This is a genomic window from Pseudacidovorax sp. 1753 (genome assembly GCF_040544975.1).
Classification (GTDB): domain Bacteria; phylum Pseudomonadota; class Gammaproteobacteria; order Burkholderiales; family Burkholderiaceae_C; genus Xenophilus.
Genome location: NZ_JBEPKY010000013.1, coordinates 165,784 through 192,546 on the forward strand (window position 1 = coordinate 165,784; position 26,763 = coordinate 192,546).

Sequence of the window (26,763 nt, forward strand, 5' to 3'; positions counted from 1 at the left end):
CCATCGGGCGGCCGGACGGCGCTGGCGCCATGCAAGCGCCGCGCCGCCCTGTCCTGTAGGTCGGGCTATTTGCGCGCGTCGCGCAGTTCGCGCCGCAGGATCTTGCCCACGGGCGTCTTGGGAAGGTCGGTGCGGAACTCGATGATCTTGGGCCGCTTGTAGCCGGTCAGGTTGTCGTGGCAGAAGCTGCGCACCTGCTCCTCGGTAAGCGCCGGATCCTTCCTGACGATCACCAGCTTGACGGCCTCGCCGGTCTTGTCGTCGGGCACGCCGACCACCGCGCACTCGAGCACGCCGGGCAGGGTGGCGACGACGTCTTCGACCTCGTTGGGGTACACGTTGAAGCCGCTGACCAGCACCATGTCCTTCTTGCGGTCCACGATCCTGGTGTAGCCGCGCTCGTCCATCACGCCCAGGTCGCCGGTCTTGAACCAGCCGTCCGCGGTCATGACCTTGGCCGTCTCGTCCGGGCGCTGCCAGTAGCCGGCCATCACCTGCGGGCCGCGCAATGCGATCTCGCCCACCTGACCCAGCGGCACCGGCTGGCCGGCATCGTCCAGCAACGTGATCTCGGTGCTGGGCAGCGGCACGCCGATGGTGCCGCTGTATTCCTGGCTGGTGGTCGGGTTGCAGGTGGCCGAGGGCGAGGTCTCGGACAGGCCGTAGCCCTCGCAGATCGGGCAGCCGGTCTTGTCCAGCCACAGCTTGGCCACCGCGCTTTGCACCGCCATGCCGCCGCCCACCGAGATCTTGAGGTGGCTCCAGTCGACGGTGTTGAAGTCCGGATGGTTGGCCAGGCCGTTGAACAGCGTGTTGACCGCCGGGAAGCTGTGGATGCGGTGTTTGGACAGATCCTTGAGCGTGGCCGCCAGGTCGCGCGGATTGGGGATGAGGATCAGCAGGCCGCCCGTGCGCATTGACAGCATCATGCCGACCGTGAAGGCGAAGATGTGATACAGCGGCAGCGCGCACACGGTGGTGGGCTGCTCGCCCTGCGGCACGCGCTGCATCACGGGGCTGTTCCAGGCCTCCGACTGCAGCACGTTGGCGATCACGTTGCGGTGCAGGAGCACCGCGCCCTTGCTCACGCCGGTGGTGCCGCCGGTGTACTGCAGCACCGCCACGTCGTCGCCGCCGATGGCCGGCGCCTGCAGGCCGCGGCGGCGGCCCTGCGACAGTGCGTCATTGAAGCGCACCGAGCCCGGCAGGCTGAAGGCCGGCACCAGCTTCTTCACGTTGCGCACCACGTAGTTGACGATGGCGCCCTTGAGCAAGCCGAGCCGGTCGCCCATGGAGGCCAGCACCACATGCTTGACCATCGAATTCGCGATGCACTTCTGCAGCGTATTCGCGAAGTTCTCCATGATCACGATGGCCTTGGCGCCGCTGTCCTTGAGCTGGTGCTCCAGTTCGCGCGCCGTGTACAGCGGATTCACGTTCACCAGGATCAGGCCTGCGCGCAGGATGGCCGCCACGGCGATGGGGTACTGCGGGCAGTTGGGCATCATCACCGCCACGCGGTCGCCCTTGGCCAGGCCCAGTCCCTGCAGGTAGCCGGCGAAGGACTGGCTGGCGCGGTCCACCTCGCCATAGCTCACCAGCTTGCCCATGAAGCTGTACGCGGGGCGGTCCGCATAGCGGCTGAAGCTCTCGTCCATCAGCGCCACCAGCGAGGCGTACTGCGCGGGGTCGATGTCGGCAGGCACGCCCGGCGGATAGCTGCTGAGCCAGGGGCGGTCGGTCATGTGCGAAGTCTCCAGTGTCCTGAATGAAAAGCGGCCGCTGCTGCGGCGGCGGCCGGGGCTCTTGAAATCGTAGCAAAGCGGCGGTGGCGGCCGCGCCGCCGCCCGGGACGTGGCAGGGGCTTACTCGACCGCCTTCATCATGTCCTCGACCACCTTCTTGGCGTCGCCGAAGACCATCATGGTCTTGTCCATGTAGAAGAGCTCGTTGTCCAGGCCCGCATAGCCGGCTGCCATCGAGCGTTTGTTCACAATCACCGTCTTGGCCTTGTAGGCTTCCAGGATCGGCATGCCGTAGATCGGGCTGCCCTTGGTGTGCGCGGCCGGGTTCACCACGTCGTTGGCGCCCAGGATGATGGCCACGTCGGCCTGGCCGAACTCGCTGTTGATGTCCTCCATCTCGAAGACCTGGTCGTACGGCACCTCGGCCTCGGCCAGCAGCACGTTCATGTGGCCGGGCATGCGGCCGGCCACCGGATGGATGGCGTACTTGACGGTGACGCCCTTGTCGGTGAGCTTCTGCGCCAGTTCCTTGACGGCATGCTGGGCGCGCGCCACGGCCAGGCCGTAGCCGGGCACGATGATCACCGTCTCGGCATTGCCCAGCACGAAGGCGGCATCGTCGGCGCTGCCGCTCTTGACCGGGCGCTGCACCGCGCTGCCGGCCGTGGCCGCGGTGGCCTCGCCGCCGAAGCCGCCCAGGATCACGCTGAAGAAGGAGCGGTTCATCGCCTTGCACATGATGTAGCTCAGGATCGCGCCCGAACTGCCCACCAGCGAGCCGGCAATGATCAGCATGCTGTTGTTGAGCGAGAAGCCGATGCCCGCCGCCGCCCAGCCCGAATAGCTGTTGAGCATCGACACCACCACCGGCATGTCGGCGCCGCCGATGGGGATGATGATCAGCACGCCCATCACGAAGGCCAGGGCCAGCATGAGCAGGAAGGCGCTCCAGCTTTCGGTGGCCATGTACACCAGGCCCAGGCCGATGGTCGCCAGGCCGAGCACCAGGTTCACCGCATGCTGGCCCTTGAACTGCACCGGCGCGCCCTGGAAGAGGCGGAACTTGTACTTGCCCGACAGCTTGCCGAAGGCGATGACCGAGCCGCTGAAGGTGATGGCGCCGATGGCGGCACCGAGGAAGAGCTCCAGCCGGTTGCCGTAGGGAATCGGCATCCGCGCCACGCCCTGGGTGATCACGATGCCGGCCTGGGTGGTGTAGGTGACCATGCCCGTGGCCGGCGGAGGCACGATGCCGAAGGCCCAGGGCTCCACCACCGCCGCCACGGCGATGAAGACCGCAGCCAGGCCGATCATGCTGTGCATGAAGGCGACCAGCTCGGGCATCTTGGTCATCTCCACCCGCTGTGCCATGAAGGCGCCGGCGCCGCCGCCGATCACCAGGCCCACCAGGACCCAGCCCAGTCCCAGCGGCGAGCCGGCCAGGCGCACGATCAGTGCCGCCGTGGTCAGCACGGCGATGGTCATGCCCACCATGCCGAAGACGTTGCCGCGGATCGAGGTGGTCGGGTGCGACAGGCCCTTGAGCGCCTGGATGAAGCAGACGCTGGCCACCAGGTAGAGCAGCGTGACGAGGTTCATCGACATGGTGTCATTTCCCCTCGGCGCCGGTGGAGGAAGCGGGCGCCTTGCGCTCCTTCTTCTTGAACATCTCCAGCATCCGGCGCGTGACCAGGAAGCCGCCGAAGACGTTGACCGCGGCCAGCGCCACGGCTGCCACGCCCATCACCTTGCCCAGCGGCGTGGTGGTGAGCGCCGCCGCCAGCATGGCACCGACGATGACGATGGCCGAGATGGCGTTGGTCACGGCCATCAGCGGCGTGTGCAGCGCGGGCGTGACGGTCCACACCACGTGGTAGCCGACATAGATGGCCAGCACGAAGATGGTGAGGTTGATGAGGGTCGGGTTGACGATGTCCATGGTGCGCGTTCCTTCTTCTCAAGCCTTGCGGGTGACCTGGCCGTCCTGCGCGACGCGGCAGGCGGCGACGATGTCGTCCTCGAGGTCGATCTTGAGGCCGCCCTCCTTGGGCAGGATCAGCTTGAGGAAGTCCAGCACGTTGCGGGCGTAGAGCGCCGAGGCATCTGCGGCCACCAGGGCGGGCAGGTTGGTCTCGCCGATGAGCGTCACGCCGTGGCGCACCACCGTGCGGTCAGCCTCGGTCAACGGGCAGTTGCCGCCGGTCATGCCGCCGTGCACGTCCGGACCGCGGCCGGCGGCGATGTCGACGATCACCGCGCCGGGCTTCATGGCCCGCACCATGGCCTCGGTGATCAGCGTGGGCGCGGGCCGGCCGGGGATCAGCGCGGTGGAGATCACCACGTCGGCCTGGGCCACGCGCTTGGCCACCTCGGCCTGCTGGCGGGTGAGCCAGCTCGCGGGCATCGGCCTGGCATAGCCGCCCACGCCTTCGGCGGCTTCGCGCTCCTCCTGCGTTTCGTACGGCACGTCGATGAACTTGGCGCCCAGCGACTCGACCTGTTCCTTGACGCTGGGGCGCACGTCGCTGGCCTCGATGACGGCGCCCAGGCGTTTGGCGGTGGCGATGGCCTGCAGCCCTGCGACGCCCACGCCCAGCACGACCACGCGGGCTGCCTTCACGGTGCCTGCGGCCGTCATCAGCATCGGGAAGAAGCGCTGGTAGGCGTTGGCGGCCATCATCACCGCCTTGTAGCCGGCGATGTTGGCCTGGCTGGAGAGCACGTCCATGCTCTGCGCGCGCGTGGTGCGCGGTGCGGCTTCCAGCGCGAAGGCGGTCAGCCCGGCCGAAGCCAGTCGCTGCAGGCCGGGCGCGTCGTGGGGATTGAGCATGCCGACCACGACCGTGCCGGGCTTCATGGCGGCGCATTCGATGTCGGTGGGCGCGCGAACCTTGAGCACCAGTTCGGCCCCCAGTGCCCCCGCGGCATCCGTGGTCTGCGCCCCGGCGGCCTCATAGGCGGCGTCGGGGGCGCTGGCGGCAAGGCCGGCCCCGGACTGGATGAGCACCTGGTGGCCTTGGGCCACCAGCTTCTTGGCGGTCTCGGGCGTGACGGCCACGCGCGATTCACCGGCCACGCACTCGGCGGGCACTCCGATCAGCATCTTGGAATCTCCTCGTCACCACAGCGGCTCGGCCGCCCCAACTTCGCCAAAGCTTACAGTAACTTGACGCGCCCCGGCGCGCCTGGGCGACAAGCCGTCGCCGTGCCACCGACCGCCACGCTGACGGCAGGAGACGATTTCCGTGCGGAACTTCCTTCACGCGGAGGGCCCTGGGTGGGTAGCATGCCGCGCCGCCTGGGCGAAGACATGATGCTCGACAGACCCGAGGCGAATGGGAGAGAGGGAATGCGCATTGCGGTGCTGGACGACGAACTGGATCAACAGGCGCTGATCAGCGCGGCGCTGACCGAAGCAGGCCACGAGTGCCACTGCTTCGACCGCAGTGCCGATCTGCAGCCCGGCCTGCGTGCCAAGGAGTTCGATCTGCTCGTCCTCGACTGGGATCTGCCCAACCTCGACATCGGCGCCCTCCTGCGGCTCGTGCGGGAAAGCTTCGGCACCTCGGTGCCGGTGATCCTGCTCACGCACCGGTGCGACGAGGCGGACCTGGTCGAGGCGCTGGGTGCCGGCGCCGACGGCTTCATCAGCAAGCCCCTGCGCGTCGCCGAACTCCAGGCCCGTGCCGAAGCGCTGATGCGGCGGGCACGCTTCTCGGTCGGCGGCGACCAGCCTCAGGACTATGGACGCTACCGCTTCCTGCCCGCCGCCCGCCAACTGCTGATGGACGGCCAGCCCGTCGAGCTCAAGAACCGCGAGTACGAACTGGCCCTGCTGTTGTTCCAGAACCTGGGACGGCTGCTGAGCCGGGACTACCTGCGTGCCACCATCTGGGGCAGTGCCCGCGAGGACGGCTCCCGCTCGCTGGACACCCACATCTCCCGGGTCCGCAGCAAGCTCGCGCTGCGCCCCGAACATGGATTCATGCTGACCGCCACCTACGGCATGGGTTACCGACTCGAATCCGTGGACCCGTCGGAGATGCCCCGGTCGTCGCTGCGCGCGTTCGGCTGACGGGCTCGCTTCCCTGCCTTGCGAGGTCGGCTGCCTGTTGCCCGGCGCGAACCTCCTGCCGCGGCAGACGTGCATGCGATGGCGGGCGCGCTAAAGTGCGCGGCTTTCCCCCGCCGTGCTGCCCTTCATGCGGGCGTCCGCGGCACTGCCCGGCGGGCGAGGAACGCACCACCTCGCCCGTCGGGCATGCAACCTGTCCGGAGATCCTTTCATGCGCTGGAGACCCAATGTGACCGTGGCGGCGGTCATCGAGAAGGAAGGCCGCTTCCTGCTGGTGGAAGAGCACACGGACCGGGGACTGCGCCTGAACACCCCAGCCGGTCACCTCGAAGCCGGCGAGACGCCCGCCGAAGGCTGCGCCCGCGAGGCCCTGGAGGAAACGGCCCATGCCTTCACGCCCACGTCCATCGTGGGTATCTACATGGCCCGCTTCGAGCGCCGCTCGCCCGGCGACGAGGGCGACACCGACATCACCTATCTGCGCTTCGCCTTTGCCGGGCAGGTCGGCGCGCTCGATCCCGGGCGGGCGCTGGACGAGGGCATCGTGCGCACGCTGTGGATGACGCCGGAGGAGATCCGTGCCAGTGTCGAGCGCCACCGCAGCCCGCTGCTGCTGCAATGTGTGGAGGACTATTTGGCAGGCCAGCGGCATCCGCTGGACCTGATCCACACCGACCGCTCGGTGCACATGCCGGGGCCGGCCTGAGGACCCTGGTTGTCCGGGGCGCGGCCGCACATCCTGCCGCAAGCCGTGCCGGTCTCAGGGCCGGCCGTACATGAAGCCCGTCGGCGCTTCCGTTCCCTCGATCCGGTCGATGAGCCGCAGCAGCGGCGTCAGCTCGCGATAGCGGCTGGCGGTGGTGCGGATGTAGCCGATGAAGCGGGGCGCATCGGCCAGGTACTTGGGCTTGCCATCGCGCAGGGTGAGGCGGGCGAAGATGCCTGCGACCTTCAGGTGGCGCTGCAGGCCCATCCATTCGACGGCACGGTAGAACTCGCCGAAATCGTCGCCCACCGGCAACCCGGCCTTTCGCGCGGCCTGCCAGTAGCGCACCGTCACGTCGATCACGAATTCCTCGTCCCAGCTCAGGAAGGCGTCGCGCATCAGGCTGGCGATGTCGTAGGTGATGGGGCCATGCACCGCGTCCTGGAAGTCGAGCACGCCCAGCACGTCAGGGTCTGCGCCGACCATCAGGTTGCGAGGCATGAAGTCCCGGTGAACATACACCGCAGGGGAGGCCAGGTTGGTGCGCACGATCAGGTCATAGGCCTGCTGCAGCGTGACCGTCTGCGCCGCGTCGAGCATCACGCCCCGGTGGCGCCCCAGATACCAGTCGGGGAAGAGGGCGAGTTCGCGGCGCAGCAGTGCTTCGTCATAGGCAGGCAGCACGCCGGGGCGGGAGGCCTGCTGCCAGCGCACCAGCGCGTCCACCGCCTGCTGGTAGCGGGGCAGGTTGGCCGCGGGCTGCTCGCGGTCGATCACGTCCAGCAGGGTGTGTGTGCCCAGGTCGTCCAGCAGCAGGAAGCCGTTGGGCTCGTCCCAGTCCAGGATCTGCGGCACCCGCACGCCGGCCTCGCGCATCAGCGCGGCGACCTGCACGAAGGGGCGGGCATCCTCCTGGGCAGGGGGCGCATCCATCACGATGCGGGAGAGGCCGGGCGCCCTGCCGTCGATGCGGAAATAGCGGCGGAAGCTGGCGTCGGCGGAAGCAGGGCGCAGGGTGGCGGGTTGCAGGGCGTGGGCCGGCGCGATGCGGGCCAGCCAGGCCTCGAACACCCGGCCCCGGGACGCATCGGCCCAGGCGATGGAAGCCGGGCCGGAAGGGGGCGCTGAAGCGGTCATGGATAATCAACATTCTACAAATCCGCCCTCTCCCAGATGGGCGCGTGCCGGCCGCAGGACCGGCCGCCTCCAGCGCCGAGACGCTTGCCACACGCATCCATGCCAGACCAGAGCCGCGCCCCCGGGCACCGACGCCTGCCGCCGCTGCCCCTTGCGCTGCTGACGCTGGCGCTCGCGGCCGTCCAGGGCGCCTGGGCGCAGTCCGCGCCCGCCTTGCCCGACGAGCCGCCACTGGTGCTGCGCCGCAGCCCCCAGCTCACCGAGAACATCCTCCCGACGGAGCGCAGCCAGCGTCCCAGCATCGTCCAGGGCGACCGCATCTCCGGCCGTCCCGACCTGGAGACCACCGTGGAGGGCAACGCCTCCCTGCGCCGCGGTGACACGGTCATCCGCGCCGACCGTCTCAACTACGACCAGCCGCAGGACCTGGCCACCGCCGAAGGGGACGTGCGCGTCAACCAGGCCGGCAACATCTACGAGGGGCCGCGGCTGCAGCTCAAGCTCGAGACCTTCGAGGGTTTCTTCGACAGCGTTCGCTACCAGCTGCTGACCAACGGTGCCCATGGCACGGCGGACCGCGTCGATTTCGTCGATTCCGACCGAACGATCGCGCGCCGGGCCACCTACACCACCTGCCGCCGCGAGGACGATCAGCCGGGCTGGAAGCCGGCCTGGTTCCTCAGCGCCGAGAACCTCCGCACCGACAGCGCCGAGGGCGTCGGCGTCGCCGAGAACGTGCAACTGCACTTCATGGGCATGAGTTCGCCGGCCCTGCCCAGCGTGAGCTTTCCGCTGGACGACCAGCGCAAGAGCGGCATCCTGCCGCCGGTCATCGGCATGGACAGCGTTAACGGCCTGGAGTTGACGCTGCCCTACTACTGGAACATCGCGCCCAACCGCGACGCCACCTTCACGCCCTCGGTGATGAGCAAGCGGGGCATCAACATCGCCAACGAGTTCCGTTACCTCGAGAAGGATTACAGCGGCGAGGTGCGCTTCGACCTCATGCCCGACGACCAGCTGCGCAACCGCGACCGCTGGGGCCTGTGGCTGCGCCACCGGCAGAACTTCAACGCCGGCACCCTCGGCATGGACACGCTCAGTGCCAATCTGTCGGTGGACCGGGTCAGCGACGACGACTACTGGCGCGACTTCACCCGCACGCCCACGCTGACCTCGCGTCAGCTGTCGGCCGACGGCACGGTCAACTGGAGCAAGGGCGACTGGAGCGGCCGCCTGTTCGCCCAGAAGTGGCAGACGCTCACCTACACCGAGGCGCCGATCACGCCGGCCTACGACCGCCTGCCCCAGCTCACGGCCAATTACGCGCTGTACGACTGGAACGGCTTCGACTTCAGCTTCAACAACGAGCTGACGCGCTTCAGCGCCAACTCGACCCAGCAGGGCCAGCCGAACGCCGACCGGCTGTTCTCGCAGGTGCAGCTGTCGCGGCCCTTCGTACGGCCGGGCTACTACGTCACGCCCAAGCTCACGCTGTCGGGTACCAGCTACAGCTTCGACGGCCCGCTGTCCAACGGCGCGACCTCGGCCAACCGCACGGTGCCGACCTTCAGCCTCGACACGGGCATGACCTTCGAGCGCGAGACCAGCCTGTTCGGCAAGGCCTATACGCAGACGCTGGAGCCGCGCGCCTTCTTCGTCAACACGCCCTATCGCGACCAGAGCACGCTGCCGGTCTACGACACCGCCAAGAGCGACCTGAGCCTGGCGTCGCTCTTCACCGAGAACGAATTCACCGGCAATGACCGCATCTCGGCCACCAAGGCGGTCACCCTGGGCGTGACGTCCCGGCTGATCGACCCCGACACCGGCTTCGAACGGGCCCGTTTCGGCATCGCGCAGCGGCGGCGATTGTCCGACCAGCTGGTGACGCTGCCGGGCGGCACCGCCTCCACCGACCGGGCATCCGACGTGGTGACGGGCGCGCAGATCAACATCAATCCACAGTGGAGTGTCGAAGGCGCGGTCCAGTACAACCCGCAGATCGACAAGTCGGAGCGCCGCGCCATCACCGCGCGCTACACGCCCGGCCCGTACCGCTCGCTCAGTGCCTCGTACCGATACCAGGACGACCGTATCTCCGTCAACAACTCGGGCTACGAATCCATCGACCTGGGCTGGCAATGGCCGCTGAACGACCTGTGGGGCGACAAGGGCTCGCCCAAGGCCGGCGGTGGGCTGGGCGGCGGGCGCTGGTATGCCGTCGGCCGCGTCAACTACAGCCTGCGCGACAAGGTGGTCACCGATGCAGTGATGGGCGTCGAGTACGACGGCTGCTGCTACATCGGGCGCGTCGTGCTGGAGAAGGTCAGCACCGGTGTGGCCACGACCACCAAGCGCATCATGTTCCAGATCGAGTTCATGGGCTTCACCAGCCTCGGAACCAGCCCGATGCGCACGCTTCAAACCAATGTGCCGCGCTACCGTTCGCTGCGCGAGCCCACGCTGGCGCCGAGCCGTTTCACCAACTATGAGTGAGCAAGACCCCGCCCGCCTCGCCGGCGACGGGGGCTTTCTCCAGCCCGCCCGCCTGTCCGGGCGTGGCGCTTGATCCAGGAGGCCAACGCCATGAGATTCCAGCTTTCCGTCTTCGCCCTGTCGTGCGCGGCCCTGCTGGCCGCCACGCCGGCTGCGCAGGCCCAGCAGGGTGGCGCCGCCACACGCCAGGGTGCCTCGGCCCAGCAAGGCCGCAGTGCCCAGGCGGCCACACCCCGTCGGGGCATCACCGACATCATGCGTGAAGGTCCCGCCACCTCCACGCTGCCGCCGCCCGTCTCTGCGGCGGCGCAGCCGCAGGGCCAGCGGGCCGCGGAATACATCGTGGCGCTGGTCAATTCCGAGCCGATCACCAACACCCAGGTCCAGAAGCGGGTGGAGCGCATCCTGCGCGAGGCCGGGCCGGAGGCGCAGCGGATCCCGCGCGACCAGATCAACCGCCAGGTGCTCGAGCAGATCATCGCCGAGCGTGCGCAGCTGCAGCTGGCCAAGGAACTGGGCGTGCGTGTGGATGCCATGGCCATCGACCAGGCGGAGGAAGTCGTGGCGCGGCAGAACCAGGTCAGCCTGCCCGAGCTGCGTCGCCGGGTGAGCGAGGCCGGTATCTCGCGCGACGAGTTCCGCAACAACCTGCGCGACCAGCTGCTGCTCACCCGCCTGCGCGAACGCGAGCTGGAAGGCCGCGTGAAGGTCAGCGACGACGAGATCGATCAGTTCCTGCGCGAGCAGCGTGCGGCCGCGAGCAGCGCCGCGCCCGACATCAATCTCGCCCAGGTGCTGGTCACGGTGCCCGAAAAGGCGACGGCCGCGCAGATCGCCGAGGCGCAGAAGCGCGCGGAGGACATCGCCCGCCGCGCCCGCGCCGGCGAGGACTTCTCCCAGCTGGCCACCCAGCTGTCCGACGCACCCGATGCCAAAGGCACCGGCGGCGTGCTGGGGCTGCGTGCGGCCGACCGCTATCCGCCGCTGTTCGTCGAAGCGACGCAGTCCACGCCTGTGGGCGGCATCGTCGGTCCGGTGCGCTCGGGCGCGGGCTTCCATGTGCTGAAGGTGCTGGCCAAGCAGAATGCCGCCTCGCCGGATTCCGTGGTCACGCAGACGCAGGTGCGCCATATCCTGATGCGCCCCGACACGCGCCGTACGCCGGAGCAGATCGTTTCGCTCATGACCGACTTCAAGCGTCGCATCCAGGCCGGCACGGCCGACTTCGCCGCGCTGGCCCGCGAGAACTCGCAGGACACCGTCAGCGCCCGCGAGGGCGGCGAGCTGGGCTGGTCCACGCCGGGCCAGTTCGTGCCGGAGTTCGAAGAGGCCATGAGCCGCCTGCAGCCCGGCCAGATCAGCGACCCCATCGTCACCCGGTTCGGCATCCACCTGATCCAGGTCGAGGGCCGGCGCGAGGCCAAGCTCAATCCCGCCGAACTGCGCGAAGCGGCGCGCAATGTGCTGCGGGACCGCAAGATGGAAGATGCCTACGAGGCTTGGGCCCAGGAAGTGCGCCAGCGTGCCTACGTGGAAATGCGCGAGGCGCCGGCCTCCTGAGCGTGATCGCCGCCGCGCCACCCCCGCCCGCATGAAACCCCACGCCCCGCGCAAGCGCTTCGGACAGCATTTCCTGACCGACGATGCCATCATCGACGGCATCGTCCGCGAGATCGCGCCGCGTCCCGGCGACGCCATGGTCGAGATTGGGCCGGGCCTGGCCGCGCTCACGCAGCCCCTGGTCGAGCGGCTCGGGCGCCTGACGGTGGTCGAGCTGGACCGCGACCTGGCCGCACGGCTGCGCAGCCATCCACAGCTGACCGTCGTCGAGGCGGATGTGCTGAAGGTGGATTTCGGTGTCTTGGCCGATACGGCGGGCCAGCGGCTGCGGGTGGCAGGCAACCTGCCCTACAACATCTCCACGCCCATCCTCTTCCATCTGCTGCGCTTTGCCGATCGGATCGCCGACCAGCATTTCATGCTGCAGAAGGAAGTGATCGACCGCATGGTGGCCGACCCTTCCACCTCCGACTACGGCCGCCTGTCGGTGATGCTCCAGTGGCGCTACGCCATGGAAAACGTGCTCTTCGTGCCACCGGAAAGCTTCGACCCGCCGCCCCGCGTGGACAGCGCGGTGGTGCGGATGGTGCCGCGCGAGGCGCCGGCGGCGTTGGACCCTGCTCTGCTCGAGCGCATCGTGCAACTGGCCTTCAGCCAACGCCGCAAGCTGCTGCGCCACACCCTGGGCCGCTGGCTGGACGAGCAACACTTCGCCGGCCAGTTCGACGTGCAGCGCCGCGCCGAGGAAGTGCCGGTGGACGAGTATGTGGCGCTCGCGCAGGCACTTCCTTCGGTGTCCTGAAAGAAGGCCGGCGCCTCGGTGCGCCGTGGCGCAGTCGTACTCGAGGCTTGCGTCGCGCCCAAGAAAAAGCCCGCCGTTTGGCGGGCTTCGTTCGTCAGCGCCCGGTCCGGAGGCTCAGGCGGCAGACAGCCAGTAGCTGCTGTTGAAAGGGCTGCTCATGCGCAGCGCCTGCGGGGAGACGTCCACCAGCTTGTCGGTGGGCATCTTCTCTTCGCCGCTCAGGTCGATGCCATCGACGGGGGCGGTGGTGGTCACCGGGGCCTCGCTGGCCCGTTCTGCTTGGCCGGCTTGTGCAGAACGGGCTACAGAAAAGAATAGAAGCATCGGAAGGGCACTTTCCGGTCACCCCAGTAGTCGGCGGCGTCCCGGAAGATGTCGAGCAGTTGCTCGCGCGCTTCCTTGTCGAATTTGGCATGCGCCGGGATCTGCTCCAGCACCACGACGAAGCCCGGCTGCGGGCCCGACTTGTACAGCGGGTCGGTCATGCAGTCGTAGAGGGCGTCGAAGTTCTTGCCGAAGTGCGCCGGGAAGGTGAACTGCTGCGCGATCAGGTCGAGCACGTCCTGCTTGCTCTGGGCAACGGCCAGGTTGGCATAGAGGAAGTGGTGGCCCGCTTCTTGCGCCGCCTGCTGCAGATCGGCCACGCGAAAGGCGCGAATCGACTGCACGATGTTCGGCCGCACGCCCTTGAGAGGCTGCTCATTCATCTCCGCTGTTCTTTCCATGATGGTCAAGACTTGTTCCGGACGCGTTGGTGCGTCAACCCATGACGTGCGCATCAGGGCACGATCTTTCTGAAACTGGCGTAGTGGTCGGCCGTGTACCAGCAACCATCGGGTCGGCTGGGCTGCTGGCCCCCGCACACGATCCGGCGCGCGCCGCGGTTGCTCGCGCCCGGCGTCCTGACTGTGTACTCGCGGTAGTAGCCGCGCGGTTCACGAGGCAGGAGTCGCTCGCGGTTGCCGAAGACCGTGCCGTCCTTCTCGTGAGGGAAGGGGCCGCCTTGCAGGATGGTTCGGTAGGTTTGCTGGCCCTGGGGAGGCAGTTCCGCCAGTGCGATCGAAGTGCCCCGGTCCGTCGTCTCCCGGGCGGATGCGGCGGGCATCCCCGCCAATCCTCCCCACAAGGCTGCCGCGAGAACGCCAACGCGCGTGAACTTGGAAACCGGGGAAGAAATCGAGGCGAAAACCGCCATGAGGCACCGGAAGGCTAAAGAACGGGACTGCGATTTACGGGTTAACCCGTAAATTCAAGCCCGCCAGTGTGCCCCAGTGCTGCCTAAATAGCAAGCGAATGCCCAAGGATTGGGCAATGGGAATGCCCTGCGAAGTGCCAAAAAGTTGACGCTCCGCAGAGTCGGCACCAGCATGGTGCGGGGCAGACAGGCGCATTGCGCGCCTGCCGCCCGAGCGATCAGCGATCGGCGTTGGCGTCGGCCACCGTCAGGGCCGTCATGTTGACGATGCGGCGCACCGTGGCGCTGGCGGTGAGGATGTGCACCGGCTTGGCCGCGCCCAGCAGCACCGGGCCGATGGCGATGTTGCCGCCAGCGGCCGTCTTGAGCAGGTTGTAGGAGATGTTGGCGGCGTCGATGTTGGGAAACACCAGCAGGTTGGCGTCGCCGGCCAGGGCGCTGTGCGGCATCACGCTCATGCGCTGGCGGCCGTCGAGGGCCACGTCTCCGTGCATCTCGCCGTCGACTTCGAGCCAGGGTGCCTGCTCGCGCAGCAGGGCCAGGGTCTGGCGCATCTTGAGCGCGCTGGGATGGGCGCTGGTGCCGAAGTTGGAGTGCGACAGCAGGGCGGCCTTGGGCTTGAGGCCGAAACGCATCATTTCCTCGGCGGCCATGATGGTGATCTCGGCCAGTTCCTCGGCGCTGGGGTCGTAGTTGACGTGCGTGTCGACCAGAAACACCTGCCGCTCGGGCAGCAGCAGCGCGTTCATGCAGGCATAGATCGAGGCGCCGCTGCGCTTGCCGATCACGTTGTCGATGTAGGGCAGGTGGGCGTGGGTGGTGCCCCAGGTGCCGCAGATCATGCCGTCCACATGGCCCTTGTGAAGCAGCATGGCGCCGATGAGCGCCAGGCGACGGCGCATCTCGATCTTGGCGACCTGAACCGTCACGCCCTTGCGCTCGGTCATGCGGTGGTAGGTCTGCCAGAAGTCGCGGTAGCGCTCGTCCCACTCGACGTTGACGACGTCGTAGTCCTGGCCTTCCTTCAGTCGCAGCCCAAACTTCTCGATGCGCTGGGCGATGATGGCCGGGCGGCCGATGAGCGTGGGGCGTGCGATGCCTTCGTCCACCACGATCTGGGCGGCGCGCAGCACGCGTTCTTCCTCGCCCTCGGCGTAGGCCACGCGCTTCTTGGCGGCCCGCTTGGCCGCGTCGAAGATCGGCTTCATCGTCGTGCCCGAGGCATAGACGAAGCTCTGCAGCTTGTCGCGGTAGGCGTCCAGGTCCTTGATGGGGCGGGCGGCCACGCCGCTTTCTTCCGCCGCCTTGGCCACGGCCGGCGCGATCTTCATCATCAGGCGCGGGTCGAAGGGCTTGGGGATCAGGTATTCGGGGCCGAAGCTCAGCTTCTCGCCCACATAGGCGGCGGCCACGCGCTCGCTCTGCTCGGCCTGCGCCAGGTCGGCGATGGCGCGCACCGCGGCGATCTCCATCTCGTCGGTGATGGTGGTCGCGCCGCAGTCCAGGGCGCCGCGGAAGATGTACGGGAAGCACAGGACGTTGTTGACCTGGTTCGGGTAGTCGGTCCGGCCCGTGGCCATGATGACGTCGCCGCGCACCGAATGGGCCAGCTCCGGCAGGATTTCCGGGTTGGGGTTGGCCAGCGCGAAGATCACCGGCCGGGCCGCCATCTTGGCGACCATCTCGGGCTTGAGCACGTTGCCGGCCGACAGGCCCAGGAAGACGTCGGCGCCTTCCATCACCTCGCCCAGCGTGCGGGCCTCGGTCTTCTGCGCGAACTGGGCCTTGTCCTCGTCCATCAGCTCGGTGCGACCTTCGTAGACCACGCCGGCCAGGTCGGTGACGAACACGTTCTCGCGCTTGAGGCCCACCTTGAGCAGCAGGTTCAGGCAGGCCAGGGCGGCGGCGCCGGCGCCCGAGGCCACCAGCTTGACCTGGCCGATGTCCTTGCCGGCCACCTTCAGGCCGTTGAGCATGGCGGCGGCCACGGTGATGGCGGTGCCATGCTGGTCGTCGTGGAAGACCGGGATCTTCATGCGCTTGCGCAGCTCGCGCTCGACGTAGAAGCAGTCGGGGGCCTTGATGTCCTCGAGGTTGATGGCGCCGAAGGTAGGCTCCAGCGCGGCGATCACCTCGACCAGCTTGGCCGGGTCCTTCTCGTCGATCTCGATGTCGAAGACGTCGACGCCCGCGAACTTCTTGAACAGGACGGCCTTGCCTTCCATCACCGGCTTGGAGGCCAGCGGGCCGATGTCGCCGAGGCCCAGGACGGCGGTACCGTTGGAGATCACGGCCACCAGGTTGCCGCGCGAGGTGTAGCGGAAGGCGGCGGCCGGGTCCTTGACGATCTCCTCGCAGGGCGCAGCCACGCCAGGCGAGTAGGCCAGCGACAGGTCGCGCTGGTTCGTCATCTGCTTGGTGGCGCTGATCGCCAGCTTGCCCGGCACCGGATGCTCGTGGTACTCGAGTGCGGCGCGGCGAAGTTCCGCGCGTTTGTCTTCGGCGCTCAGGGGTTTGGACTCGGACATGGGGACGCTGCTCCTCGACGCAGGCGGCGGGCTGTCGAGGCGCCGCCGCTGCCTGGCTCACTGGGAAAAGGGCGCCGATTGTAGGCTCGGCCTTACACCGGCCTTTCGCGCCATAGGCTGCCTGGCCAGTCCGTCCGCCGGAATCCGGATGGACGTCATGTGGCACCATTTGGGGCTTCTCACCTCGCACGCACGGAGCACCGCATGGCACTGATGGATTTCATCAAGAAACAGTTCATCGACGTCATCCAATGGACGGAGGAGGGCGACGGCACGCTCGCCTGGCGCTTCCCGATGGCGGGCATGGAGATCCAGAACGGCGCCTCGCTCACGGTGCGCGAGTCGCAGATGGCCGTCTTCGTCAACGAGGGCACGGTGGCCGATGTCTTCGGCCCCGGCATGTACAAGCTGACGACACAGACGCTGCCGGTGCTGACCTATCTGAAGAATTGGGACAAGCTCTTCGAGTCGCCCTTCAAGAGCGACGTGTACTTCTTCAGCACCCGCCAGCAGGTGGACCAGAAGTGGGGCACGCCCCAGCCCATCACCATCCGCGACAAGGACTTCGGCGCCGTGCGGCTGCGGGCCTTCGGCAACTACAGCTACCGGGTGGCCGACCCCAAGCTCTTCCACACCGAGATCTCCGGCACGCGCGAGCGCTACACGGTGGCCGACCTCGACGGCCAACTGCGTGGGCTGGTGCTGCAGAACATCAGCAACGCCATCGCTGCGAGTGGCGTGCCCTTCCTGGATCTGGCGGCCAACCAGAACCAGTTCGCGCAGGCGCTGGCCGCGCAGCTCGCCCCCGAGTTCGCCAAGATCGGCCTGCGCCTGGACGTGATGACGCTGCAGAACCTGTCGCTGCCCGAGGAGCTGCAGAAGGTCCTCGACCAGAAGATCGGCATGGGCATGGTCGGCAACGACATGGGCAAGTTCATGCAGTACCAGGCGGGTCAGGCCATCCCGGTCTTCGCCGAGAACAGCGGCCATGGCGGCGGCGTGGCTGGCGATGCCATGGGCCTGGGCGCGGGTGTCGCGCTGGGGCAGGTGATGGCCAACACGCTGGCGCAGGGCCTGCAGCAGCCGGCCCAGGCGCCTGCTGCCGCAGCGGCCGCTGCGGCGCCGACCGTCAGCCCCGCCGAGGTGATGTCCACCCTCGAGAAGCTGGCCGAGCTCAAGACCAAGGGCATCCTGACCCAGGAAGAGTTCGACGCCAAGAAGACCGAACTGCTGAAAAAGCTGACGTGATCCGCGCCGCACGCTCCCGCCATGGCTGAGGCCGGCGGCACCCAGCGCCACTATCGCGCACCCTGTCCGGGCTGCGGCGCGCCGGTCGAGTTCCGATCGGCGCAGTCGGTCTATGCCGTCTGCCCCTACTGCCAGAGCACGGTCGTCCGCCGGGGCGAGCAACTGGCGCGCGTGGGCAAGATGGCCGAGCTGTTCGAGGACTTCAGTCCGCTGCAGCTCTTTGCCGCCGGCCACCTGCAGAACCAGCCCTTCACCCTGGTCGGCCGGCTGCAGTACGCCTATGCCGGCGGCCGCTGGACCGAATGGATCGCCCAGCTCGACGGCGAGCGCCAGGGCACGCTGAGCGAGGACAACGGCAGCTACGTCTTCTCGTTGCCCTACGCGCTGACGCAGGAGGCGCCGCCCGCCGACGCCCTGCGTGTGGGGATGACGACGGCCATCAACGGCCAGTCGTACACGGTGGCCTCCAACGAGGAGGCGGCGCTGCTTTCGGCCCAGGGCGAACTGCCGCGGCTGCCCGAGCTGGGCCGGCCCTTCCGCGTGGTCGAGTTGCGCAACGACCGGGGACTGGTGCTCAGTCTGGAGTACGGCAGCCAGCCGCCCACGGCCTGGCTGGGCCGACAGGTGGCATTGGCCGACCTGCAGCTCACCGGCCTGCGCAGCGAATCCGGCAAGGAAGAGCAAGGCCGCGCCTTCAACTGCCCGAACTGCGGCGCGCCGGTGACGGTGCAGTTGGAGGGCAGCAAGAGCGTCACCTGCGGCAGCTGCAAGAGCCTGATTGACCTGAGTGCCGGCATCGGCGCGGAGCTGAAGTACGCGGTGCAGGACGAGCCGGTCAAGCCGCTGATCGCGCTGGGCAGCACGGGCCGGCTGGAGGGCAGCGACTGGCAGGTGGTGGGATTCCAGCACCGCATGGGCCGCTCGCTGGGCGAGGACGAGCAGTTCGGCTGGAGCGAATACCTGCTCTACAACCGGCAGAAGGGCTTCTGCTTCCTGGTGGACGCCGAGGACGGCTGGAGCCTGGTGCGGCCGACCACCGGCGCGCCGGTGGTGTCGGGCGGCGGCGCCAGCGCGCGCTACCTGGGCACCACCTACCGCCAGCAGTACAGCTACGACGCCGAGACCACCTACGTGGCCGGCGAGTTCTACTGGCGCGTGGAGCGCGGCCAGCGCACCAGCAACCGCGACTACGCGGGCCCCAAGGGCGCGGTGCTGTCGCTGGAGCGGGCCGACAAGGAGCTGACCTGGTCGCTCGGCAACCGGCTGGACGGCGCGGCCGTGGCCCAGGCCTTCAAGCTCGATGCGCGCAAGGACCAGTTCAAGCGGGCCGATGCGGCCCCGCTGAGCGCGGCCTCGGGCCTCGGCTGCGGGACCATCATCCTGATCGTGGTGGTCGTGATCATCCTGCTCTTGATCCTGTCGACCTGCAGCAGCAGGGACTCGAACTCGTCGGGCTCACCGGGCAGCGGCTGGCGCAGCACGGGCGGCTCCTACGGCGGCTATTCCAGCGGCGGCGGCCACAAGTAGGTGGCGCCGTCTTCTTCTTCATCCCTTCGCGGAGAGACACATGGCGAAATTCGAATGGCTCCATCCCGTGTCCATCGCGGGCACCCTGTTGTATGCGCTGATCGGCATCATCGTGTTCTGGGTGGCCTTCGTCATCATCGACAAGATCACGCCCTACGACCTGTGGGCGGAGATCGTCGAGAAGCAGAACCGGGCGCTGGCACTGGTGGTCGCGGCAATGTGCCTGGGCATCTCGATCATCGTGGCGGCAGCGATTCATTGAGCCCCCCGGCTTATCACGTCACTTCGCGACGTGTAGCGCCACCCCCCGGGGGGGGGGCACGGCCGCCTTGGGGCGGCCCGGCGGCGGCTGGATGGAGCCCCCCGGCTTTTCACGCCGCTGCGCGACGTGTAACGCCACCCCCCGAGGGGGAGGTGCGGCCGCCTTGGGGCGGCCCGGCGGCGGCCGCGTCGAGCCCTGCCGCTTTGGGCGCTGAAGGGGGGCTCGCATGACGGCGGTGGCGCGTGCGCCGTCGCCGGTGGCGGTGTCGCTGCTGGCCAGCGTCTTCGTGGTGGCGGCCTGCGGGCTGGTGTACGAGCTCAGCGCGGCGGCGCTCAGCTCCTATGTGCTGGGCGACTCGGTGCTGCAGTTCTCCACGGTGATCGGCGCCTATCTGTTCGCAATGGGGGTCGGCTCCTGGTTGTCGCGCTATTTCGAGCGGCAGCTGCCCGCGCATTTCCTGCGCATCGAACTGCTGGTGGCGCTGGTGGGCGGGTGCCTGCCGGCGGTGCTCTTCCTGGCCAATGCCTATGTGCCCGGCGCCTTCCGCCTGCTGTTGTACGGCGGCGTGCTGGTGGTGGGCACGCTGGTGGGGCTGGAGATTCCGCTGGTCATGCGCATCCTGCGGCGCGACATCCAGCTCAAGGACCTAGTCTCGCAGGTGCTCACCTTCGACTACCTCGGCGCCTTGGCCGTGTCGGTGGCCTTTCCGCTGGTGCTGGTGCCGCAGCTGGGCATGGTGCGCACGGGGCTGCTGTTCGGGCTGATGAACGACGCCGTGGGGCTGTGGGCGCTGTGGCTGTTCCGGCACGAGCTGCGGCGCTTCGGCGCGCATGCGATGGCTTGCGTGCTGACGCTGGCCGCGCTGGCGGGCGCCTTCGTGGGGGCGGAGCGCATCAGCAGCCTGGCGGAAGACAAGCTCTACCAGGAACGCATCGTCTTCGCCGCCAGCTCGCCCTACCAGCGCATCGTGGTCACGCGCGGCAATGCGGGCCACCGGCTCTTCCTCAACGGCAACCTGCAGTTCGCCGAGCGTGACGAATACCGCTATCACGAGGCGCTGGTGCATCCGGCCATGGCGGCCCAGGGCGCCCCGCGCCGGGTGGCCGTGCTGGGCGGCGGCGACGGCATGGCGGTGCGCGAGATCCTCAAGTACCCCTCGGTCGAGCAGATCACGTTGGTGGAGCTTGATCCGAACATGACGGCGCTGTTTCGCGACCATGCACAGCTGGCGGCGCTCAACGGCCATTCGCTGCGCTCACCCAAACTGCGCATCGTCAACACCGATGCCTTCCAGTGGCTGCAGCAGCCACCCGCGGCCGGCGACGACGGTTTCTACGACGTGATTGTGGTGGACTTTCCCGATCCCACCAACTTCGCCATCGGCAAGCTGTACACGCAGAGTTTCTATGCCCTGCTGTCGCAGCGCCTCGCGGCCAGCGGCTATGCGGTGGTCCAGACCACCTCGCCATTGGTGGCCCGGCGCAGCTTCTGGACGGTGGTGCAGACCATCGAGGCCGCGGGCCTCACGGCCACGCCGTATCACGCGCATGTGCCGAGCTTCGGCGAGTGGGGCTACGTGATCGCCAGCCGCCGGCCCTGGCGCATGCCGACAGCGCTGCCGATGGGCCTGCGCTTCCTGTCGCCGGACACGCTGCCGTTGCTGTTCGACTTTCCGCTGGACATGGCGCGTGTGCCGGCCGAGGTCAACCGGCTGTCGAACCAGGTGCTGGTCCATACCTACGAGCAGGAATGGGGCAAGGTCGCGGGCCATTGAGCAGCGGGCGCCGGCACTTCGTCGGTGCGGCTGCAGCAGGTGCGACGGCGGTCGCGTTGCCGACGTGGCTCGCGGGTTGCGGCCGCGAGGCGCCGGCGTTGCAGGGCGGCTTCGCCGGCATCGACATGGCGCGCGGCCATTCGCTGCGCGATGGCCGCTGGGCGTCGCAGCCGGTGGCGAAGGAGCGTCGCACCCGCGTGCTGATCGCTGGCGGCGGTGTCGCCGGCCTGGCAGCGGCACGCGCTTTGCGCCAGGCCGGCATCGACGACTTCGTCCTGCTCGAACTGGAGGACGAGGCCGGCGGCAATGCCCGCGGTGGCGAGGTGGGCGGTCTGGCCTGCCCGCTGGGCGCGCACTACCTGCCGGTGCCGGGCGACGAGGCGCGCGAGGTGCAGGACCTGCTGGAAGAACTGGGCCTGCGCCGCCGCGAGGCAGGTCGCTGGATCTACGACGAGCGGCACCTGTGCCACAGCCCGCAGGAGCGCCTCTTCTTCCAGGGCGAATGGCAGGACGGCCTGCTGCCGTCGAATGGCGTGGGTGCTGTCACGCTGGCGCAATACCGGCGCTTCGCGCAGAAGGTGGATTCGCTGCGCCGCGGCGCCCATTTCGCCATCCCCACGCTGCGGGCTGCACCGTCGGCGCTGCTGGCCGACCTGGACCGCCAAAGCTTCGCCGCCTGGCTGGACGCCGAGGGCCTGGATGACCCGCACCTGCGCTGGTACCTCGGCTACTGCTGCCGCGATGACTACGGCGCCGGCCTGGCCCAGGTCTCGGCGTGGGCGGGGCTGCACTATTTCGCCAGCCGCCACGGCTTCCACGCCCCTGGCGATGGCCTCGACGCCGAACGTGAGGCGGTGCTCACCTGGCCCGAGGGCAATGCCTGGCTCAGCCGCCGTCTGGCTGCGCCGCTGGCGGAGCGCCTCCACACCGGTCAGGTGGTGCTGCAGATCGAACAGACGCGCAGCGGTGTGACGGTCGATGCCTGGGACGCGGCGGCGCAGCAGCGCGTGCGCTGGCGGGCCGGGCAGTGCATCGTCGCGCTGCCGGTCTTCGTCGCCGCGCGTGTGGTGGTGTCGCCGCCGGCCTTCCTGTCCGAACTCGCGGGCGTTCTGACGTACTCCCCCTGGCTGGTGGCCAACCTGCACCTGTCGGCGCCCCTGCGCGACCGGCCGGGCGCTGCACCCAGCTGGGACAACGTGGTCTACGGCACGCGCGGCCTGGGCTATGTGGATGCGGGCCATCAGCGGCTGGACCCGACGCCCGCCGCCACCGTGGTGAGCTGGTACCGCCCGCTGGGGCCGAGTGAATTCGACGGAAGCGATGGTCGCCGCCTGCTGGCCGAGCGCCCATGGGAGGCCTGGCGCGACGAACTGATCGCGGAGCTGTCCGTGCCGCATCCCGACCTGGCCGAACGCGCGACGCGGCTGTCCATCACCCGCTACGGCCATGCCATGGCGGTGCCCGCGCCGGGCCTGCGGGCGCGCTTGGAACGAGTTGCGCCTGGCGGCTCAGTGCAGGCCGGTCGGTTGCTCTTCGCGCATGCGGACTGGTCGGGCTACTCGATCTTCGAGGAGGCCTTCACCCGCGGACACCTGGCGGGCGAGGCGGCGGCGCGCGCGGCCTGAGGGTCGACACGGCCGGCGGTGCCTCGGTGGCGGCCGCATCGCCGTTTTGGCGCGCCCGGCGGGGCACGCTCGCCCGCAGCCCCTGACACGAGCGGGCGGAGCGCGGCTGCTCTCCCGCTCAGGCGCGCGCCGCCTCGCGCACCCAGCCTGCCGCCTTCTCCGCAATCATCAGCGTTGGGCTGTTGGTGTTGCCGCTCGTGATGGTGGGCATGGCGCTCGCATCCACCACTCGTAAGCCATCGATGCGCCCACCGCGGCCGTCGCGCACGCGCAGGCGCGAATCCAGCACCGCCTGCGGGTTCCCATCGGCGCCCATGCGCGCCGTGCCCACCGGATGGAAGATGGTCGTCGCGATGTCGCCGGCCAGGCGGGCCAGGTCCTCGTCGCTCTCGTACTGCGGGCCCGGCTTCCATTCCTGCGGCTGGTAGCGCGACAGGGCGGGCTGGGCGGCGATGCGGCGCGTGACGCGCAGCGAGTCGGCCGCCACCTGCCGGTCCTCGTCGGTGGAGAGGTAGTTGGGCGCGATGGCGGGGGCATCCTCGAAGCGCGGGCTCTTCAGTCGCACCGTGCCGCGGCTGGTGGGGTTGAGGTTGCACACGCTGGCCGTGAAGGCCGGAAAGCTGTGCAGCGGATCGCCGAAGGCGTCCAGCGACAGCGGCTGCACGTGGTACTGGATGTTGGGCCAGGGCTTGTCGGGCGTGCTGCGGGTGAAGGCGCCCAGCTGCGAGGGCGCCATGCTCATCGGGCCGCTTCGGCGCAACACGTATTCCAGGCCGATGCGCGCCTTGCCCACCAGGCTCGCGGCCAGCACGTTCAGCGTGGGTGCGCCGTTGATCTTGAACACGGCGCGGATCTGCAGGTGGTCCTGCAGGTTGGCGCCCACGCCGGGGAGGTCGGCCTGCACCTCGACGCCCTGCGCCCGCAGCAGCTCGGCCGGGCCGATGCCCGACAACTGCAGGATCTGCGGTGAGCCGATGGCGCCGGCGCACAGGATCACCTCGCGCGTGGCGTGCACCTCCACCATCTCGCGGCCGTTCCACACCCGCGCACCGGTGCAGCGCCGGCCGCCCTCGGGCGTGGGCTCCAGCAGCAGACGGGCCACCTGGGCGCCGGTCCACAGCTCGAAGTTGGGCCGGCCGAAGCAGGTGGGCCGCAGGAAGGCCTTGGCCGTGTTCCAGCGCCAGCCGGCCTTCTGGTTGACCTGGAAGTAGCCCACGCCTTCGTTGCTGCCGCGGTTGAAGTCGATGGAATGCGGGATGCCAGCCTCCTGAGCGGCCTGCGCGAAGGCGTCGAGGATGTCCCAGCGCAGGCGCTGCTTTTCGACCCGCCATTCGCCGCCATGGCCGTGGAAGCGGGCGAATTCGGGATCATCCGCGCCGGGCTGGCCGGCGTCGCCCAGGTAGTGGTCTTCATGCTGCTTGAAGGCGGGCAGAACGTTGTCCCAGCGCCACGCCTCGTCGCCGGTGATCTGCGCCCAGCCGTCGTAGTCGCGCGACTGGCCTCGCATGTAGATCATGCCGTTGATGCTGGAGCAGCCGCCCAGCGTCTTGCCGCGCGGATAGCGCAGCACGCGGCCGTTGAGGCCGGCGTCGGGCTCGGTCTGGTAGAGCCAGTCGGTCCGCGGGTTGCCGATGCAGTAGAGGTAGCCCACCGGAATGTGGATCCAGTGGTAGTCGTCCTTGCGGCCGGCCTCCAGCAGCAGCACGCGATGGTTGCGGTCGGCGCTCAGGCGGTTGGCCATCAGTGCGCCGGCGGTGCCGGCGCCGATGACGATGTAGTCGAAGGTGGTGTCGCTCACGGGTTGTCTCCTGGGCCTCTGTCGGACCTTGTGCGGGTGGCGAAAAGGGAATGGGTGGGGCGCTACAGATCGCCCGGGTGGTATCCGGATTCGCGTTGATGGCGGATGGCGAGGACTTCGACCTCCGCCAGATCGATGCTGACTCGGTAGAGCGCTATGTAGCCCGTATTGCCGCGCTGTATGACCAATTCGCGCAACCGGCCCTGCACTGGCCGGCCGATGCGCGGCTGGTGGGTGAGAACGCTCAACGCCTGACGGATCACGGTGACCGTGTCGGCCGCCGTGTCGGGGTCGTTCGGCAATAGGAAGTCCACCAGCCGCTGCAAATCCCGACGCGCGCGAGGGCTCAGCGTGAGCCGACTCATGCAGCCTTTTTCTTTGACTTCGAGCCTCGCCCCCGAATGGGGACTGGCTCCGGCACCACTTCGTCCGTACCGCGAGCACGAATCCGGGCGTGCAGCCAGTCGAAAACATCCTCAGCGTCATACACCGGCCCGCCGGCATCGATCTCCGCAGCCGCAGCCATGGCATCGGCCAGAAACTCCGCGCGTTGCTGCCTCCGCCGCACTTCGTCCTGCAATGTCCGCAGCATGAACGCATGCGCCGAGACCTGGTCTTGCTCGGCGAACCGCTGGATCGTCTGCTTGAGGTCCTCAGGCAGCTTCAGAGAGGTGGTGCCCATCGCATTCTCCAATCGTTCTCAATCGGGTAACACCATGGTAGCACCGCCCCCCGTGGGCCTCACTTCGCGGTGGGCATCACGAATTCGGCGCCCTTGCCGATGCTCTCGGGCCAGCGCTGCATGATCGACTTCTGCTTGGTATAGAAGCGCACGCCCTCTTCGCCGTAAGCATGCATGTCGCCGAAGAGCGAGCGCTTCCAGCCGCCGAAGCCCTGCCACGCCATGGGCACCGGGATCGGCACGTTGATGCCCACCATGCCCACCTGGATGCGGCGGCCGAATTCCCGCGCCACATTACCGTCGCGGGTGAAGCAGGCCACGCCGTTGCCGAATTCATGGGCGTTGATCAGATCGACCGCCTGGGCCAGGTCCTTCACCCGCACGCAGCCCAGCACAGGGCCGAAGATCTCTTCCTTGTAGATGCGCATCTCGGGCGTGACATGGTCGAACAGCGTGCCGCCCAGCCAGAAGCCGCCGTCGCAGCCCTCGCCGGCCTTCTTGCCGTCGAAGCCGCGGCCGTCCACCAGCAGCTTGGCGCCTTCCTGCTCACCCAGAGCGATGTAGCCGCTGATGCGCTCGTGGGCTGCCTTGGTCACGATCGGGCCCATCTCGGCATCGAGGTTCTCGCCGTCGAGCACCTTGAGCGTCTTGGTGCGCTCGACCAGCTTGGGAATCAGCTTGTCGGCCACGTCGCCCACCAGCACCGCCACGCTGATGGCCATGCAGCGCTCGCCGGCCGAGCCGTAGCCGGCGCCGATCAGCGCGTCCACCGCCTGGTCGATGTCGGCGTCGGGCATCACCACCATGTGGTTCTTGGCGCCGCCCAGGGCCTGCACGCGCTTGCCGTGGCGGGCGCCGGTCTCGTAGATGTAGTTGGCGATGGGCGTGGAGCCGACGAAGCTCACGGCCTTGACGTCGGGGTGCGTCAGCAGCGCGTCCACGGCTACCTTGTCGCCCTGCACCACGTTGAACACGCCGTCGGGCAGGCCGGCCTCCTTCAGCAGCTCGGCGATGCGCAGCGAGGGGCTCGGGTCGGTCGGGCTGGGCTTGAGCACGAAGGTGTTGCCGGCGGCAATGGCCACCGGGAACATCCACATCGGCACCATCACCGGGAAGTTGAAGGGCGTGATGCCGGCGACCACGCCCAGGGGCTGGCGCAGGGTCCAGTTGTCGATGCCGGTGGAAACCTGCTCGGTGAAGTCGCCCTTGAGCAGCTGCGGGATGCCGCAGGCGAATTCGACGATGTCGATGCCGCGCGTGACCTCGCCCTGCGCGTCGGTGAACACCTTGCCGTGCTCGGCGGTGATCAGGTGGGCCAGTTCGTCGCGGTGCTGGTTCAGCAGCTCCAGGAACTTGAACATCACCCGCGCGCGGCGGATCGGCGGCGTGTCGGCCCACTTGGGGAAGGCGGCCTGCGCGGCGGCCACGGCCGCATTGACCTGGTCCACGTCGGCCAGACCGGTGCGGCCGGTCAGTGCGCCAGTGGCAGGGTTGAACACGTCCTGGGTGCGGCCGGAGGTGTTGGCCACGACCTGGCCGTGGATGTAGTGGTCGATGGCGGCGATGCTGTTCTTCATCGGGGTCCCGTGGGTGGAAGGAG

The 26,763-nt window shown here is 68.6% G+C and carries 23 protein-coding genes; 10 read left to right on the forward strand and 13 right to left on the reverse strand.

The genetic code is table 11. The features are described from left to right. Nucleotides 1-65: 65 nt before the first annotated feature. The 4 genes from ABIC63_RS17755 to ABIC63_RS17770 all read right to left on the reverse strand — a co-directional run bounded on the left by ABIC63_RS17755 (nucleotide 66) and on the right by ABIC63_RS17770 (nucleotide 4,848). Nucleotides 66-1,745 carry a long-chain-fatty-acid--CoA ligase gene (locus tag ABIC63_RS17755; protein ID WP_354320758.1) on the reverse strand — a complete coding sequence of 560 codons (1,680 nt, stop codon included), beginning with the start codon at nucleotides 1,743-1,745 and terminating at the stop codon, nucleotides 66-68. 120 nt (nucleotides 1,746-1,865) lie between these two features. Beyond that, entirely contained in the window at nucleotides 1,866-3,350 is a 1,485-nt protein-coding gene (locus ABIC63_RS17760) for an NAD(P)(+) transhydrogenase (Re/Si-specific) subunit beta (RefSeq protein ID WP_294366672.1), read from the reverse strand. A gap of 4 nt (nucleotides 3,351-3,354) precedes the next feature. Continuing rightward, nucleotides 3,355-3,684 (reverse strand): NAD(P) transhydrogenase subunit alpha part 2, encoded by a 330-nt coding sequence (locus ABIC63_RS17765; protein ID WP_017759014.1) that lies wholly within the window; start codon nucleotides 3,682-3,684, stop codon nucleotides 3,355-3,357. An 18-nt stretch (nucleotides 3,685-3,702) separates the two neighbouring features. Continuing rightward, complete coding sequence (locus ABIC63_RS17770; protein WP_294366675.1) at nucleotides 3,703-4,848, reverse strand: Re/Si-specific NAD(P)(+) transhydrogenase subunit alpha; 1,146 nt, start codon at nucleotides 4,846-4,848, stop codon at nucleotides 3,703-3,705. 246 nt (nucleotides 4,849-5,094) lie between these two features. Here ABIC63_RS17770 and ABIC63_RS17775 point away from each other — a divergent pair, with 246 nt between their 5' ends. Together ABIC63_RS17775 and ABIC63_RS17780 are read left to right on the forward strand one after the other, a co-directional pair. Then, on the forward strand, nucleotides 5,095-5,820 hold the full coding sequence (locus ABIC63_RS17775; protein ID WP_294366783.1) for a response regulator transcription factor: 726 nt from the start codon (nucleotides 5,095-5,097) through the stop codon (nucleotides 5,818-5,820). A 211-nt stretch (nucleotides 5,821-6,031) separates the two neighbouring features. Further along, on the forward strand, nucleotides 6,032-6,526 hold the full coding sequence (locus tag ABIC63_RS17780; protein WP_294366677.1) for an NUDIX hydrolase: 495 nt from the start codon (nucleotides 6,032-6,034) through the stop codon (nucleotides 6,524-6,526). A gap of 54 nt (nucleotides 6,527-6,580) precedes the next feature. Here ABIC63_RS17780 and ABIC63_RS17785 read toward each other — a convergent pair whose 3' ends face one another. After that, on the reverse strand, nucleotides 6,581-7,663 hold the full coding sequence (locus ABIC63_RS17785; protein ID WP_354320759.1) for an aminoglycoside phosphotransferase family protein: 1,083 nt from the start codon (nucleotides 7,661-7,663) through the stop codon (nucleotides 6,581-6,583). A gap of 99 nt (nucleotides 7,664-7,762) precedes the next feature. On the opposite strand from ABIC63_RS17785, the gene ABIC63_RS17790 reads away from it, so the two are divergent. The 3 genes from ABIC63_RS17790 (at nucleotide 7,763) to rsmA (ending at nucleotide 12,524) form a co-directional block, all read left to right on the forward strand. After that, nucleotides 7,763-10,162: an LPS-assembly protein LptD gene (locus tag ABIC63_RS17790; protein WP_354320760.1), complete on the forward strand. Its 2,400-nt coding sequence runs from the start codon at nucleotides 7,763-7,765 to the stop codon at nucleotides 10,160-10,162. A 90-nt stretch (nucleotides 10,163-10,252) separates the two neighbouring features. After that, complete coding sequence (locus tag ABIC63_RS17795) at nucleotides 10,253-11,722, forward strand: peptidylprolyl isomerase (RefSeq protein WP_234197231.1); 1,470 nt, start codon at nucleotides 10,253-10,255, stop codon at nucleotides 11,720-11,722. A 31-nt stretch (nucleotides 11,723-11,753) separates the two neighbouring features. After that, nucleotides 11,754-12,524, forward strand: a complete 771-nt coding sequence (gene rsmA / locus ABIC63_RS17800) for a 16S rRNA (adenine(1518)-N(6)/adenine(1519)-N(6))-dimethyltransferase RsmA (protein WP_354320761.1) — start codon at nucleotides 11,754-11,756, stop codon at nucleotides 12,522-12,524. A 114-nt stretch (nucleotides 12,525-12,638) separates the two neighbouring features. Here the strand turns inward: rsmA and ABIC63_RS17805 are convergent, their stop codons facing one another. The 4 genes from ABIC63_RS17805 to ABIC63_RS17820 all read right to left on the reverse strand — a co-directional run bounded on the left by ABIC63_RS17805 (nucleotide 12,639) and on the right by ABIC63_RS17820 (nucleotide 16,247). Next, on the reverse strand, nucleotides 12,639-12,779 hold the full coding sequence (locus tag ABIC63_RS17805; RefSeq protein ID WP_017759369.1) for a hypothetical protein: 141 nt from the start codon (nucleotides 12,777-12,779) through the stop codon (nucleotides 12,639-12,641). Between the two features lie 47 nt (nucleotides 12,780-12,826). Further along, nucleotides 12,827-13,249 (reverse strand): barstar family protein, encoded by a 423-nt coding sequence (locus ABIC63_RS17810; RefSeq protein ID WP_043112550.1) that lies wholly within the window; start codon nucleotides 13,247-13,249, stop codon nucleotides 12,827-12,829. 53 nt (nucleotides 13,250-13,302) lie between these two features. Further along, complete coding sequence (locus ABIC63_RS17815) at nucleotides 13,303-13,629, reverse strand: guanyl-specific ribonuclease (protein ID WP_017759371.1); 327 nt, start codon at nucleotides 13,627-13,629, stop codon at nucleotides 13,303-13,305. A gap of 308 nt (nucleotides 13,630-13,937) precedes the next feature. After that, nucleotides 13,938-16,247, reverse strand: coding sequence for an NADP-dependent malic enzyme (locus ABIC63_RS17820; protein WP_294366693.1), 2,310 nt, complete (start codon nucleotides 16,245-16,247; stop codon nucleotides 13,938-13,940). A 204-nt stretch (nucleotides 16,248-16,451) separates the two neighbouring features. Here ABIC63_RS17820 and ABIC63_RS17825 point away from each other — a divergent pair, with 204 nt between their 5' ends. The 5 genes from ABIC63_RS17825 (at nucleotide 16,452) to ABIC63_RS17845 (ending at nucleotide 22,683) form a co-directional block, all read left to right on the forward strand. After that, nucleotides 16,452-17,495, forward strand: coding sequence for an SPFH domain-containing protein (locus ABIC63_RS17825; protein ID WP_294366696.1), 1,044 nt, complete (start codon nucleotides 16,452-16,454; stop codon nucleotides 17,493-17,495). Nucleotides 17,496-17,516: 21 nt separating this feature from the next. After that, nucleotides 17,517-19,022 (forward strand): DUF4178 domain-containing protein, encoded by a 1,506-nt coding sequence (locus ABIC63_RS17830; RefSeq protein ID WP_354320762.1) that lies wholly within the window; start codon nucleotides 17,517-17,519, stop codon nucleotides 19,020-19,022. Nucleotides 19,023-19,062: 40 nt separating this feature from the next. Continuing rightward, nucleotides 19,063-19,284 (forward strand): DUF350 domain-containing protein, encoded by a 222-nt coding sequence (locus ABIC63_RS17835; RefSeq protein ID WP_354320763.1) that lies wholly within the window; start codon nucleotides 19,063-19,065, stop codon nucleotides 19,282-19,284. 226 nt (nucleotides 19,285-19,510) lie between these two features. Further along, nucleotides 19,511-21,058: a polyamine aminopropyltransferase gene (locus ABIC63_RS17840; RefSeq protein WP_354320764.1), complete on the forward strand. Its 1,548-nt coding sequence runs from the start codon at nucleotides 19,511-19,513 to the stop codon at nucleotides 21,056-21,058. Beyond that, entirely contained in the window at nucleotides 21,034-22,683 is a 1,650-nt protein-coding gene (locus ABIC63_RS17845) for an FAD-dependent oxidoreductase (protein WP_354320765.1), read from the forward strand. The genes ABIC63_RS17840 and ABIC63_RS17845 overlap by 25 nt, the downstream gene beginning before the upstream one ends. 118 nt (nucleotides 22,684-22,801) lie before the next feature. Here the strand turns inward: ABIC63_RS17845 and ABIC63_RS17850 are convergent, their stop codons facing one another. The 4 genes from ABIC63_RS17850 to ABIC63_RS17865 all read right to left on the reverse strand — a co-directional run bounded on the left by ABIC63_RS17850 (nucleotide 22,802) and on the right by ABIC63_RS17865 (nucleotide 26,740). Next, on the reverse strand, nucleotides 22,802-24,481 hold the full coding sequence (locus ABIC63_RS17850) for a GMC family oxidoreductase (RefSeq protein WP_354320766.1): 1,680 nt from the start codon (nucleotides 24,479-24,481) through the stop codon (nucleotides 22,802-22,804). A 62-nt stretch (nucleotides 24,482-24,543) separates the two neighbouring features. Further along, nucleotides 24,544-24,846, reverse strand: coding sequence for a type II toxin-antitoxin system RelE/ParE family toxin (locus ABIC63_RS17855; RefSeq protein WP_354320767.1), 303 nt, complete (start codon nucleotides 24,844-24,846; stop codon nucleotides 24,544-24,546). After that, nucleotides 24,843-25,163, reverse strand: a complete 321-nt coding sequence (locus ABIC63_RS17860; protein ID WP_354320768.1) for a hypothetical protein — start codon at nucleotides 25,161-25,163, stop codon at nucleotides 24,843-24,845. The genes ABIC63_RS17855 and ABIC63_RS17860 overlap by 4 nt, the downstream gene beginning before the upstream one ends. Nucleotides 25,164-25,222: 59 nt before the next feature. Continuing rightward, entirely contained in the window at nucleotides 25,223-26,740 is a 1,518-nt protein-coding gene (locus ABIC63_RS17865) for a CoA-acylating methylmalonate-semialdehyde dehydrogenase (protein ID WP_354320769.1), read from the reverse strand. Nucleotides 26,741-26,763 lie beyond the last annotated feature (23 nt).